This is a genomic window from Nocardiopsis halotolerans DSM 44410, from assembly GCF_000341065.1.
Taxonomy (GTDB): domain Bacteria; phylum Actinomycetota; class Actinomycetes; order Streptosporangiales; family Streptosporangiaceae; genus Nocardiopsis; species Nocardiopsis halotolerans.
On sequence record NZ_ANAX01000234.1, the window covers coordinates 25,944 to 38,469 of the forward strand.

The following is a 12,526-nucleotide window of genomic DNA, read 5'->3' on the forward strand; positions in this document are numbered from 1 at the left end:
AATCTCGTGTTCGCGGCACCGCCTCGACTACGCTGCGAAGGCGATGGCCCCTTACAACAACGCCCCCGAGTCAGGGACGCGGAGCGGTGGGACCGCGGCAGGTCGCGGCGCGGGAGCCGGTGCTCTCGTCGGCGGCGCCCTGTTCGTCGGCCTGATCGCGCTGTGCGCCCTCGTCATCTCCTACAACGGCATCTTCCAGTTCGCCGAGTACGGCGGGCACGAGGGCAGCCTCCTCGCCCACGTGTTCCCGGCGACCTACACGCTGCTGCTGATCATGGCGTGCTGGGTGAGCTACCTCCTGCGCGGAGCGCACCCGCGCGAGCGGTTCTGGGTCGACCTGGTGCTGATCCCCGCGCTGGTCCTGTTCGCGGCCGTGGCGATGCTGATGAGCAACCTGGAGCTCATCGAGCAGGTCCACCAGGGGGTCGCCAACGTGATCGTGGCGGTGGCACCGCTCGCGGCGCTGCTGGTGGCGTTCCTGCTGTGGATGACCCTGCGCGCGCACACGCGCAGGCGCCGCCGCGCGCAGACCGCGAGACCGCGCCCGGCGGACGACCGCACCACGGTGCTGCACGCCCGCGCCGTGGCTCCCCGAACCGGGGAGGGCCAGGCCCGGAGGCCCGCCGAGGGCCGCGGCGACACGCTCGGGGCACGGCTGCTGGACCTGGGCTCCGAGGGTCACGGCGACGACCGCGCGGACGTGCGGGACGAGGGGCCGGAGCGGTCCGGCGCACCGTTCGACGAACGCGGGAGGTCCGACGGGGGCGGGGGCCCCGACGGGGACGGGACCGAGGCGTTCGCTCCGGTCGGCCGTTCCGGAGAGGCCGGGGGGCGCGGGGCCCCTGAGGGGTTCCAGGAGGACGGAGAGGCCGAAGAGGCTGAGGAAGTCCGGGAGTCGGAGAAGCTCGCTCCGGGCGACCGCCACCGGGAGGAGGACCGGCGGTGGGACGGCCCGGAGGAGGAGGCCCACGGGTCCGCCTCCGCCGTGCCCCGGCCGGAGCCCTCGGACGGCTCGGACGACGAGGACGGGGGCGTCTCTTCCGTGCCGACGTTCCGTCTGCCCCGGCGTTCCCAGAGCGAGCGCAACCCGATCAGGCGGGCCGTCGAGCAGACCCCGGTGGTGCCCGGCGCGGCTGCCCCCGCCGCCTTCGAACCGGACCCGGAACCGGTGGAGCCGGTCCCGGACCACCTCGCCGACGAGGGTTTCGACCACGAACCGCCCTCCGGCGACCCGGTCTCGGACGAGGCCGACGCCCCGCCGGAGCCCGCCCCCTCGGTGGAGGTGGGGACCGCGCGGGAACCCGTACGCGCCACGGAGCCCGGGCGGAGCGACGGGGACGCGGCGACGCACCGGCAGGAGCCCGACACCACAGCGGGGCCCGGCCCGGGGCACGAACACGCGGTGGCGGCCGGGCAGGGGACCGAGACCCCCGTGGAGCCCGAGTGGGAACCCGCGGCGACCACGGAACCCGGGCCGGAACCCGTGCCCGCCGGAGAACCCGGGCGGCGGACCGCGGCCACCGCGGAATCCGAACCAGGGCACGAACCCTCCGCGGCGGTCGGGCGGGAAGCCGTATCCGCTCGGGGCCCCGCGCCGGAGTCCGCAGCCGTCACGGGGTCCGGGTCAGGGCGCGTACGCGCCGCGGAGCCCGAGTCCACCACCGTGTCCGGCGGCGAGGACTCCCAGGAGCCGGACTCCCCTGCCGGCGCGACGGCCGGGGACGCCCCCGAACACGTCCCTGCGGCCACCGCCTCCGTCGACACGGACGTCCCCGACACCGCGCACTGGGAACCGCCCGAGGACGACTCCGGCGCCCACGTCCTCGCGGACTACGTGCCTCCGGTGTGGACACCACCGGAGGACGACCCCTCACCGTTCGCGGAGGGGGACCGGGATCCGGAGCCGACGCCCGTGCTGGACCACGACGCGGGCCCCGACGTGCGTGCGGCCTTCTGGATCCGCGACACGCCCCCGGGCTCCGCGCGGCCCTCGGAGGAACCCGTGGGGCCCGTGCCAGGGGTGGAGGGGACGGCGTCCCCCCACGAGGGCGGGGAGCCCGAGCCCGACGCGCTCCAGGAACCGGAACCGCTCCCCGGTCCGGATACCTCGGCGTCCGTCCCCGAGTCCCCGCCCGAGGCGGAGGAGCCGCCCCCGACCGGGCGAGCGGAGACCGGTACCCCACCCGCTCGACGTCCCGTTCCCGAGCGTCGGAGGTCACCGCTGGAGAAGCGCCCCATGGTGCTCAAACCGCCCCGGCCGCCGCTGCCGGACCTCACCGCGGGACCACCGTCACGGCGTGTGCGCAGCGAACCGCTCCGCCCCGAGGACTGAGCCTCGGACGCGGAGCCGAGCGGCGATCGGAAGACGTGCGGGCCGGTTGGACCCGATGCCCGTCCCCGCCGTGCCCCGGACCGAACGCGGCTGGGAGGTCAGGGGCCCCAGTCCCCGGTCGCCGGTGCTGCCGTTGGGGCCGCCCGTCGGCACGACCCGCTCCAGCGGCTCGTCACCGAACCGACCGCCTCGGCCAGCGCCTCCACGGCCCGGCCGCGCCGTTCGACCGCGGAACCCGACGAGCCGCCCCGGACCGGGGCCGGGACCACCGCGTGCACAGCGGACCAGAGCGGCCACGGACACGACGAGGCCCCGCACCCGGAAAGGGGTACGGGGCCTCGGACGGGCACTTCAGTCCACGGGGGCGCACAGGGCCGTCGCCACGGCCGCGACGCCCTCACCGCGGCCGGTGAGGCCCAGACCGTCGGTCGTCGTCGCCGAGACGCTCACCGGCGCCCCCACGACCTCCGAGAGCGTCCGCTCCGCCTCCGCGCGCCGCGGCGCGAACTTGGGACGGTTGCTGATGATCTGGATCGCCACGTTGCCGACCTCGAAACCGGCCGCGCGCACACGCGCGGCGGTCTCGGTGAGCAGGGCGGCCCCGGAGGCGCCCTTCCAGCGCGGCTCCGCCGTGCCGAAGTTGGACCCGAGGTCCCCGAGCCCGCAGGCGGACAGCAGCGCGTCACACGCCGCGTGGGCGGCGACATCACCGTCGGAATGGCCGCTGACACCCTCTTCCCCCGGCCATTCCAAACCGGCGAGGAAAAGGGTGCGTCCAGGAGAAAACGGGTGGACGTCGGTTCCGACGCCCACCCGAGGCATATTCATCATGAATAACGTGATTCCAGGACCGGATCAGTTCGTGAGAACCTCGTCGAGGAGGGCCTCGGCCTTGTCCTCGTTGGTCTTTTCCGCGAGGGCGAGTTCGCTGACGAGAATCTGCCGCGCCTTGGCGAGCATCCGCTTCTCGCCGGCCGACAGACCGCGTTCCTTGTCCCGACGCCAGAGGTCCCGAACCACCTCGGCGACCTTGTTGACATCACCCGACGCCAGCTTCTCCAGGTTGGCCTTGTACCGCCTGGACCAGTTGGTGGGCTCTTCGGTGTGCGGCGCGCGAAGCACCTCGAAGACCTTGTCCAGGCCCTCCTGCCCCACCACGTCGCGAACGCCGACGTCCTCGGCGTTCTCGGCAGGCACTCGCACCGTCAGATCGCCCTTGTCGACCCTCAGAACGAGGTAGGTTCTGTCCTCGCCCTTAATGGTGCGAGTCTCGATCGCTTCAATACGAGCAGCCCCATGATGGGGGTAGACAACAGTGTCGCCGACCTTGAAAGCCATGTGACAGGTACCCCTTCCGCTACCACAAGGATACCACGAATCTGTGACTTAACGTACCTATTAGGTTTGCGAACACGCAGGTCAGGCCACACTTTTTAGGGCTTGACAAAGTGTACCCGAGGATCGCCGCGTGCCTGGTCAGGCCTTGTATGGAAGGCGTTCCCGACCCCGGAGGGTCCCCGCCCCGAACCCCTCGCGGGGGCGGAAGGGGGCGCCGCGCACCCCGTGCGCCCGGCCCCGCGCCGGGGCCGAAGCGACGGATGTCACGCAGGCGTGCGGACCGGCGCACCCGTCCGCACGAACCGGCACACACCCCCGTCCACGGGCGGCCGGACACTCCGCGGGCCCCACCGGTTCGCGTCCGCGCCGCGGTCAGCTCTCCGGGTCGTAGTCCTCGCGCTTCTCCCCCGTCACCATGTACACGAGGTTGTCGGCGACGTGCACCGCGTGGTCACCGAAGCGTTCGTAGAACCGGCCGACCAGGGTGACGTCCATGGTGGCCTCCACCCCGTACTCCCACCCGGGAGCGAGGATGCGCTGCAACAGCTTGCGACGCAGCCGGTCCATCGTGTCGTCGTCCTTGTCCAGCTCCAGGGCGGTGTCCGGGTCGCGTTCCGTGATGACCTCGCCCGCCTTGGTGACCAGCAGCTCCGCCTGGTGCCCCATCTCCAGGACGATGGAGCGGACCGGCTTGGGGATCGCCGAGTCGGGGTGGCGCCGCCTCGCGACCTTGGCCAGGTGGACGGCGTGGTCACCCATCCGCTCCAGGTCACCGCGCATGTACAGCGAGGTGATGATGGTCCGCAGGTCCGAGGCGACCGGCTGCTGTCGGGCCATCAGGCTGAACGCGGTGTCCTCGATCTCCTGGTCGAGGCGGTTGATCTCCTCGTCACCGGAGATGACCTCCTGCGCCGCGTTCAGGTCACTGTCCAGCAGCGCCGTGGTCGCACGGGCGACGGCGTGCCGGGCAAGCCGCGTCATCTCGACGAGGCGTTCGCTCAGGCTGTCAAGGTCGTCGTGGTAGGTATCCCGCATGGCGTCAATGCTCCCAGTGGTTGTTTGAAGAGTCGGCCAAGAATTGGTGAACGATGGAAGAACCTCGGTTGTGTCGCGTGCCCTGACCGGGTAAAGCCCCAGTCCGCACGTTTACGATCGAACCGTGCAAGGGGAACTTCTCGCCGCGGTGACCGGCATCATCGGACTCGTCACGGGCGTCGTCATCGGCGTCCTCGCCGGTCCCTTCTTCCGTACGGGCGTCGCAGCGCGACAGGGACCGTCACCACAGAGCCGTGACGGCAGCACGCTGCCTCCCGGCATCGCCGAGGTACTCTCCGCGCTTCCCTCCTCCGCCGTCGTGTTGGACTCGGCCGACAGGGTCCTGCGCGCCTCGTCCGCCGCCCGCGCCTTCGGCATCGTCCGGGGCGAGGAGCTGGTGATAGGCGAACTCCTGATCCTGGCCCGGCAGGTGCGGCGTGACGGCGTCATCCGGGAGACGGACATCGAGGTCGCCGTACGCAAGTTCGGCCCCGACGCCACCTCCTTCGCCGTGCGGGTGGCCCCCCTCGGCGGAACCGGGCTGGTGCTGGTCCTGGCCGAGGACCAGACCGAGCACCGCCGCCTGGAGGCGGTCCGCCGCGACTTCGTCGCGAACATCTCGCACGAGCTGAAGACCCCGGTGGGCGCATTGTCCCTGTTGGCGGAAACCGTACAGGACGCCAGTGACGACCCGGAAGCGGTGCGTCGCTTCACCGAGCGCATGCAGACCGAGGCCACCCGGCTGACCGCGGTCATCCAGGACCTCATCACGCTCTCGCGCATCCAGGGCGCCGAGCCGATGGCCGAACCCTCCCGGGTCGACCTCGGCCCCGTCGTGGAGGAGGCGCTGGACGCGGTGCGGATGCCCGCGGACGCCAAGGGGATCGAACTGGTCGGCAGCGGCGCCGAGGGCGTCACGGTCATGGGCGACGGAGGCCTGCTGGGCACCGCCCTGCGCAACCTGGTCGCCAACGCCGTCGCCTACAGCCCCAAGAACACCCGGGTCGCCGTGTCGGTCGGGGTGTCCCGCAACAGCGTGGACATCAGCGTCGCCGACCAGGGCATCGGCATCCCCCAGCAGGACCTGGAAAGGATCTTCGAGCGGTTCTACCGTGTGGACGCCGCTCGGAGCCGGGCCACCGGAGGTACCGGTCTGGGCCTGGCGATCGTCAAGCACATCATGACCCACCACCGTGGAGAAGTGACCGTGTGGAGCAAGGAGGGGTCGGGGTCGACGTTCACTCTGCGTCTGCCCAGACCCGAGGACCGGGGGCCCGAGGCCGCCCGGAACACCGACCGTCAGGAGGCGGCACAGTGACGCGTGTACTCGTTGTCGAGGACGAGGAATCCTACAGCGACGCCCTGTCGTACATGCTGCGCAAGGAGGGCTTCGAGGTCGCCGTGGCGCCCACCGGGACCGTGGCGCTGGAGACCTTCGACCGTACTGGGGCCGACCTGGTGCTGCTGGACCTGATGCTGCCGGGGCTGTCGGGCACGGAGGTGTGCAGGACACTGCGGCAGAAGTCCAACGTCCCCGTGATCATGCTGACCGCCAAGGACTCCGAGATCGACAAGGTCGTCGGTCTGGAACTGGGCGCCGACGACTACGTGACCAAGCCGTTCTCCTCCCGCGAGCTGGTGGCCCGCATCCGCGCGGTGCTGCGGCGCCGGGGCGAGGACGAGGTCGTCCTGCCCGCCGCCCTGGAGGCCGGTCCCGTCCGGATGGACGTGGAGCGGCACGTGGTGACGGTGCGCGGCGACAACGTGCAGCTTCCCCTGAAGGAGTTCGAGCTGCTGGAGGTGCTCCTGCGCAACGCCGGGCGGGTGCTCACCCGGATGCAGCTCATCGACCGGGTGTGGGGCGCCGACTACGTCGGCGACACCAAGACCCTCGACGTGCACGTCAAGCGGCTGCGCGCGAAGATCGAGGAGGACCCCGGAAGCCCGAGGTACATCGTGACCGTGCGCGGTCTGGGCTACAAGTTCGAGCCGGTGACCGCGGACGTCTGAGGGGCACGGGACCTTCCCGGGGCTCCCTCCACCCGCCGTGCCCGTGTCCCGGGCCGTGGACCCGTCCACAGCCCGGGACGGCTCCGGAGCGGATCGCTCCGGGGAGCGGGCCCCGTCGGCGATTCCGGGCCCCTCTCCGCGTTTCGTTTCTCCGCGTCGACCCGCCGGGGCGCTCCGCGGTGGGGCCCGCCGCCCCCGCACGACGTCCACGGCGCGGTACCTCCCGGCAACGCCCCTCCGGCACCTCCCGGACCCCCGTGGCCCCCGGACCATCCCGCCGGGTCCCCGTCCGGGAAGACCTCTCAGGCCTCTCAGGCCTCCAGGATGACGGTGAACGGCCCCTCGTTGGTGAGGCCGACCGACATCCTCGCCCCGAACACCCCCGTGGCCACCTCGGCGCCGAGGGAGCGCAACTCCTTGACGACCGCGTCCACGAGGGGCTCGGCCACGGGGCCGGGCGCGGCCGCCTGCCAGGTGGGGCGGCGGCCCTTGCGCGCGTCACCGTAGAGGGTGAACTGGCTGACGACGAGCAGCGGAGCACCGATGTCGGAGCACGACCGCTCGTCGTCCAGGATCCGCAGTGTCCACAGTTTCCTGGCGATCCTGGCCGCCTCGGCGGCGGTGTCGGTGTGGGTCACCCCCACCAGCGCCATCAGGCCGGGCCGGGTGATCTCGCCGACCACCTCGCCGTCCACCGTCACCGACGCGTGTGACACGCGCTGCGCGACCGCTCGCATGATTCCTCCCGTGGGTTGTCGGGCGGCCTACCGCCGCTGGAGTTGGTTGAGCGTCCGCAGCCGCCGGGCGTTGGTGATGATCCCGGTCAACGTCACCGCGAACGTGGTGATGGAGTCCGAGAAGTCCTCGATCCGCCACTCCCTCGGCCCCGTGTACCAGGCCAGGCCGTCGCCGGTCAGTTCCTCGGGGGTCAGGTCGGTGAGCGCGGCGGAGGCCAGGATGTCGGCCCAGCGGTCGACGTCGTCGAAGATCACCGCGTACGGCAGGTAGCGCGAGTACAGCTCCACGCGCTGCCCCGGGGGCGCACTCGCCGAACGCGGACTCAGCAGGTAGTCGCGGAAGCCCACCGTGTGCGCGTACACCGAGCTGCCGAGGGCGGTCTTGGCGGGCATGTACTGCGCCCCCGCCGTGACGGCGGCACCCGCGATGATGACGGCCAGTCCGGTGAACGCCGCGCTGGTGAACGCCGCCAGGACCGCGGTCAGGACCACGCCCACGACCGTCACGACCATGCCGATGGCACTCCAGCGGCTGCGCACACGGTTGGGCGAACGGGCGAACCACCTCAGCCGCACCATCTCCCGGTACAGCTCCTCCCGCACCCGGTCGATCCTGGCCGGGAAGTCGGTCGACGTACGGGGCGATCCGACCTGGGAGAGGCGCACCGTCCGACGCCCTCCGAACAACGCGTCCAGCAGCAGCCACTCGTAGGGCCGGAGGGTGTCCTCGGGAGGCCCGTCCAACCGGACCAGCCGCCAGTCCACGGAGGTGAAACGCTCGTGCGGAAGTTCCTCCAGGCGGATGTAGCCGCGCACCGCCAGGTCGACCACGGCGCCGGTGAGGTCGGTGATGTCCACGGTCTCGTTGACGAGGGTGCCGATCTGGCCGGGGTGCACGCCGTCCGGCGGGGCGAACCGCAGCCGTCCGTGCTCGCCCTCGGCCACCGGCGCCTGGTCCCCGGCGGCGGACTCCCTGCGCAGTGCCCGCTTGTCACGGCCCCGGGTACGGATCAGCACCACCAGACCACCCACGAGTACCACCAGCAGCAGTCCGAAGACACTGGCGGTGGCCGGGGTGACCGCGAACGCGGAGGACAGCGACCAGCGGCGGGTGAGGATCGGCTCTCCCTCGGCGGTGCCGGCCGGGTAGTTGACGACGATGTCGAGCCGGTCGTTCGGGTCCATGTCGACCTGGAGGAAGTGGGCCACACCCGCGTCGGCACCCATGTCGGACGCGGTGCAGTACATGGCGCTGCGCGGCTCCCCCGCCAGACAGGACAGCGCCTCGGGTGGCAGGGGCGCGGTGACGGTCACGTCGGTTCTCTCCACCATGTGGCTGTAGGCGCCGACGGCCCGCCACTCCAGCTGGACGCCCTGGGCGATCTCACTGACGGTCCCGCCCACCCGGTAGGTGAGCACCACCCCGGAGGTGGCGGCGGTGGGGATCTCCGCGACCAGGACGCCGTCCTCCTCGCGTACGTCCACCCGAAGGGTGTCGCCCTCCAGGTCGGTGGCCCGCACGCCGGTGACCCTGAACTTCCGGTCGTGCTCGGTGTCGTACAGCATCGTCTCGGTGAGGGAGCGGGTGAAGGTCGCCGGTGCGCCACCGGAGAAGGTGATGGTCTCCTCACCGCGCAGGACGCCCGAGCGGTCGAGTTCGAGGCGGATGTCGTTGGTGATCACCGGGGCCGGCTGGTCACTGGAGCCGGGTCGGGGACCCCCCGGTACTGTGGGAGCCGGTGCCGCTGCCGTCGCGGCGTGGGCCTGCCCTCCCTGCCACGCGACGACAGGCGCCGTGACCAGCGAGGACAACACGAAGACGGCCGTCGCGACCGCGACGGCCGGGCGCCAGGAGCCAACCCACCACATGTCGCGAGAGCCTATCCGGTCCCTTGGTGTGCCGCCCCGCCCGGGCACGGCGTCCGACGCCGTGCTCCCGCGTCGTGCGGAGCCGTCGTGGTGAGCCGCGGTCCCGGCCCGGGCCCGGAGTTCTGGTCCGAGCACCCGGGGTTCTTCCAGCGGATGGGCCTCGGGGTGTCACTGACGCTGGGCACGGGTCTGGCAGCGGTGGGGTTCACCGGTTTCCTCGCGTTCTCGGCGGTGATACACCCCACGGAACACGCGTGGTCGTACTCGGTGTCGACGACCGGGACGGCGGGGGCGACCACGACCGGGGAGCCGCCGGTCGCCGCCGGTCAGGGCGACCTGCTCGGTGACAACCCGCTGTACCGGATCGGTGAGCTCGGCGAGGTGACCTGTGAGGCGCCTTCGCTGGACGAGGACGACCCCGAGTCCGTGGAGGCGTTCGCGCACTCGATCGCCGACTGCCTGGACCGGGCGTGGGCGTCCTACTTCTCGTCGGCGGGGATGGAGTTCACCCGCCCCAACCGCGTGTACTGGCACACCGCCGGGAACAGCCCGTGCGGGTCCTTCCCCGACGAGGGCACCGCGGCCTTCTACTGCCAGGCCAACCAGGGCCTGTACCTGGGGGTGGAGGACATCGTGGCGGCCTCCGGCGGCAGCGACAGGCCGGAGGCGTACACGTTCCTGCTCAGCCACGAGTACGGGCACCACGTGCAGGGGCAGTCACGTATCCTCGCCGAGTTCCAGAGCGCGCGTGCGGGCGCGGACGAGGTCGACGAGCTGACCAGGCGCAGCGAGCTCCAGGCCAACTGCCTGGGAGGGATCTTCATGGGTTCCGCCCGCGAGTCGCTGGGTCTCGGCGGGGACGAACGGGAGAACGTCCTCGACGACGCCGCGCTCCGGGCCGACCGGGGCGGCGAGCACACACACGGGTCGAAGGAGAACGGGCGCCTGTGGACGGCGCACGGCATGGACCGCCGGAACCCGGCCGCGTGCGACACGTGGGACGCGCCCGAGGAGCTGGTACGGTGACGCGCTCGTGGAGCAGGTGCGGGGACCGGGCCGATCGGTCCGGTCGACGGTGACGACAGGGCGGACGGACAGGGGTGTACGCAGGGTTCGGTGAGTCGTCGACGTCCGCGTCGCGCCGCGCCAACCGCCGGGCGTTCGGACTGGTGACCGCCCTCGTGGTGGTGCTGCTCGCGCTGGCGCTGCTGTCGTGGACCACGACCGGTGAGAGCGGTTCCCCGCCCGGGGCGACCGCCGACGGGTCCGGTTCGGGGCCGGACTCCGGCTCCGACGACAAGCCCGGTCAGGACCCCTCCGGCGGGTCGGGCGGCGACGGGCGGTTGGGGTTGTCGGGGCGGTTCGGTGAACAGGAGCGCCCCTCGGGGCGCGACGCGCTGGTGACCAACCCGCTGTACGAGACGGGGAGGCTGAGTCCGCGCCCGTGTCCCGTGCCGGAACTGGACGTCGAGGAGCCCGAGTCGATGGAGGCGTTCCTGAACACGGTCGCGGACTGCCTGGACGACGCCTGGCAGACCCAGTTCCAGCGCGCGGGCATCCCCTTCACCCCACCGGAACGCGTGTTCTGGGACGAGCCCGGTGTGAGCCCGTGCCGTGCCTACCCGTCGCGGGCGGGCGCGTTCTACTGCCGGGCGAGCACGAGCATCTACATCGGCACCTCGGACGTGGTGGAGAAGTGGAACGGGGCCACGCGCAGCGCGGTGTACGCGTCCCTGCTGGCGCACGAGTACGGCCACCACGTGCAGGGCGAGTCGGGTCTGCTGGAGTACTACCACCGGCAGCGCCAGCTCGAGGACGACGTGCTGGAGCGCAACGCGTGGACGCGCCGCGGCGAACTCCAGGCGAACTGTCTGGCGGGGGTGTTCATGGGCTCGGTACGGGTGAGCTACCCGTTGGACGAGGAAGACATGGAGGCGCTGCTGGCGGACGCGGCGGCCACCGCCGACCGTGAGGACGGCGCGGAGGAGGACCGCACGCACGGGTCGGTGGAGAACAGCGTCATGTGGACCCGGACCGGTCTGGAGGAGCAGGCCCCGGGGGCGTGCAACACCTGGGACGTGGAGGACGGGTCCCTGGTGTCCTGACCGGCGTCCCGGTGGTGCGGGCCGGACGGGGGACGGCCGGTCGCGGGCGTCGCCGGGCGGGGCGGCCCCTGGACCGCGGGGAGGGACACGCGGCCCACCAGCGGCGTCTCCGTGGGGGACGGGACCGTCCCGAGGATTCCGTCGGCGTTGTCCACAGGTTCGATGGAGCGCTGTCACTCGGATACGCAGCGTGGCAGGATGCTGGATATGTCGGACCTCGCCGAATCCCTCAGCCCGTACGAGCCTGACCCGACCACCTCCCGATCCCCCGACTCCCCCGAACCCTCCGTCCCTCCTCCGGCCGCCGAACCGGGCTCCGCGACGCACGGACGCGTCGAGCTGCGCGTGCACGGTGTCAGCGGCGGCCAGGCCGAGGAGCTGCTGGACGTGGAACCGGCGATGCGCGTGGGCGGTGACCGGCTGGCGGGGTTCTTCCGATGGCGTCGCGAGTCCGACACCGAGACCGTTCCGGGCGTGCGCCGGGAGATCTTCGCCTGGGGCAACCTCACCTCCGGCAGCTCCTCCCGGGCGTTCTGGCTCCTGCTGCTGCCGTTCATGCTGGTCAACATGGCGTACTGGATGCGGCCCGGCCGGATGGACCGCGTTCCGACGGGGACACGGCGGCTGGCCAACAACGCCTACGGCGCGGGGGTACGGCTGCTGGCGCTGTCCCTGACGGCGCTCATCACCCTGGCCGCGGCGGGGATCGGCATGGACCTGGTGGCCTGGCAGTGCGCCGCGTGGCAGGGAGAGGCGTGCGTGCGGGCACGCCCGTGGCTGGCCTTCCTGGGCTCCCCCTCGTCGGTGCTGTCCGCTCCGGGCCCCGCCCTGGTGGTGGGCGCGGTGCTGCCGGTGGCCGTGATCGTGGTGCTGTGGCTGGTGTCACGGCGTACCGCCGCCGACTACGAGGTCGTGACCAGCTCGGTGCCGCCCCGGCCCAGCGCGGCGGCGCCGCTGAGCCACACCGGGTTCTGGCGCAACAGCGAGACCATGGCCCGCCTGCGCTCGGCCCACGTCGCGGTGGCCCTCGGCACGGTGGCCGCCCTGCTGCTCGTACCGACGCTGCGGTACGACCTGGAGCCCGCGCTGGCGGGGCCGCC

The 12,526-nt window shown here is 72.1% G+C and carries 10 protein-coding genes and 1 pseudogene; 6 read left to right on the forward strand and 5 right to left on the reverse strand.

All coding sequences use genetic code 11. The annotated features are described in order from the left end of the window. Positions 1-43 precede the first annotated feature (43 nt). Positions 44-2,332 carry a DUF2637 domain-containing protein gene (locus D455_RS0118080; RefSeq protein WP_026122739.1) on the forward strand — a complete coding sequence of 763 codons (2,289 nt, stop codon included), beginning with the start codon at positions 44-46 and terminating at the stop codon, positions 2,330-2,332. A 351-nt stretch (positions 2,333-2,683) separates the two neighbouring features. Here D455_RS0118080 and ispF read toward each other — a convergent pair whose 3' ends face one another. The 3 genes from ispF to phoU form a co-directional block, all read right to left on the reverse strand. Next, a complete protein-coding gene (gene ispF, locus D455_RS0118085) occupies positions 2,684-3,154 on the reverse strand; it encodes a 2-C-methyl-D-erythritol 2,4-cyclodiphosphate synthase (protein ID WP_193789450.1) in 471 nt (156 codons plus the stop codon). Between the two features lie 33 nt (positions 3,155-3,187). After that, complete coding sequence (locus D455_RS0118090; RefSeq protein WP_026122741.1) at positions 3,188-3,670, reverse strand: CarD family transcriptional regulator; 483 nt, start codon at positions 3,668-3,670, stop codon at positions 3,188-3,190. A 372-nt stretch (positions 3,671-4,042) separates the two neighbouring features. Next, a complete protein-coding gene (phoU, locus tag D455_RS0118095; protein ID WP_017572121.1) occupies positions 4,043-4,705 on the reverse strand; it encodes a phosphate signaling complex protein PhoU in 663 nt (220 codons plus the stop codon). Between the two features lie 124 nt (positions 4,706-4,829). On the opposite strand from phoU, the gene D455_RS0118100 reads away from it, so the two are divergent. Together D455_RS0118100 and D455_RS0118105 are read left to right on the forward strand one after the other, a co-directional pair. Continuing rightward, complete coding sequence (locus tag D455_RS0118100) at positions 4,830-6,023, forward strand: sensor histidine kinase (RefSeq protein WP_026122742.1); 1,194 nt, start codon at positions 4,830-4,832, stop codon at positions 6,021-6,023. Then, entirely contained in the window at positions 6,020-6,715 is a 696-nt protein-coding gene (locus D455_RS0118105; protein ID WP_017572123.1) for a response regulator transcription factor, read from the forward strand. Before D455_RS0118100 ends, D455_RS0118105 begins: the two co-directional genes overlap by 4 nt. A gap of 311 nt (positions 6,716-7,026) precedes the next feature. On the opposite strand, the gene dtd is transcribed toward D455_RS0118105, so the two are convergent. Both dtd and D455_RS0118115 read right to left on the reverse strand, forming a co-directional pair. After that, positions 7,027-7,452 (reverse strand): D-aminoacyl-tRNA deacylase, encoded by a 426-nt coding sequence (gene dtd, locus D455_RS0118110; protein WP_017572124.1) that lies wholly within the window; start codon positions 7,450-7,452, stop codon positions 7,027-7,029. Positions 7,453-7,479: 27 nt separating this feature from the next. Beyond that, entirely contained in the window at positions 7,480-9,321 is a 1,842-nt protein-coding gene (locus tag D455_RS0118115; protein ID WP_026122743.1) for a DUF2207 domain-containing protein, read from the reverse strand. A 153-nt stretch (positions 9,322-9,474) separates the two neighbouring features. On the opposite strand from D455_RS0118115, the gene D455_RS0118120 reads away from it, so the two are divergent. From D455_RS0118120 to D455_RS0118130, 3 genes and pseudogenes are all read left to right on the forward strand, one after another. Beyond that, complete coding sequence (locus tag D455_RS0118120; RefSeq protein ID WP_040684965.1) at positions 9,475-10,347, forward strand: neutral zinc metallopeptidase; 873 nt, start codon at positions 9,475-9,477, stop codon at positions 10,345-10,347. 74 nt (positions 10,348-10,421) lie between these two features. After that, on the forward strand, positions 10,422-11,426 hold the full coding sequence (locus D455_RS0118125) for a neutral zinc metallopeptidase (protein WP_017572127.1): 1,005 nt from the start codon (positions 10,422-10,424) through the stop codon (positions 11,424-11,426). A gap of 207 nt (positions 11,427-11,633) precedes the next feature. After that, positions 11,634-12,526: pseudogene (locus tag D455_RS0118130) on the forward strand (hypothetical protein); the annotation flags it as partial.

Bases quoted from the DNA above. Each gene is read 5' to 3' on its own strand.
- D455_RS0118090 (WP_026122741.1), bottom strand. From the start codon at position 3,670: ATGGCTTTCAAGGTCGGCGACACTGTTGTCTACCCCCATCATGGGGCT.
- D455_RS0118115 (WP_026122743.1), bottom strand. From the start codon at position 9,321: ATGTGGTGGGTTGGCTCCTGGCGCCCGGCCGTCGCGGTCGCGACGGCC.
- ispF (WP_193789450.1), bottom strand. From the start codon at position 3,154: ATGCCTCGGGTGGGCGTCGGAACCGACGTCCACCCGTTTTCTCCTGGA.
- phoU (WP_017572121.1), bottom strand. From the start codon at position 4,705: ATGCGGGATACCTACCACGACGACCTTGACAGCCTGAGCGAACGCCTC.
- D455_RS0118080 (WP_026122739.1), top strand. From the start codon at position 44: ATGGCCCCTTACAACAACGCCCCCGAGTCAGGGACGCGGAGCGGTGGG.
- dtd (WP_017572124.1), bottom strand. From the start codon at position 7,452: ATGCGAGCGGTCGCGCAGCGCGTGTCACACGCGTCGGTGACGGTGGAC.
- D455_RS0118120 (WP_040684965.1), top strand. From the start codon at position 9,475: ATGGGCCTCGGGGTGTCACTGACGCTGGGCACGGGTCTGGCAGCGGTG.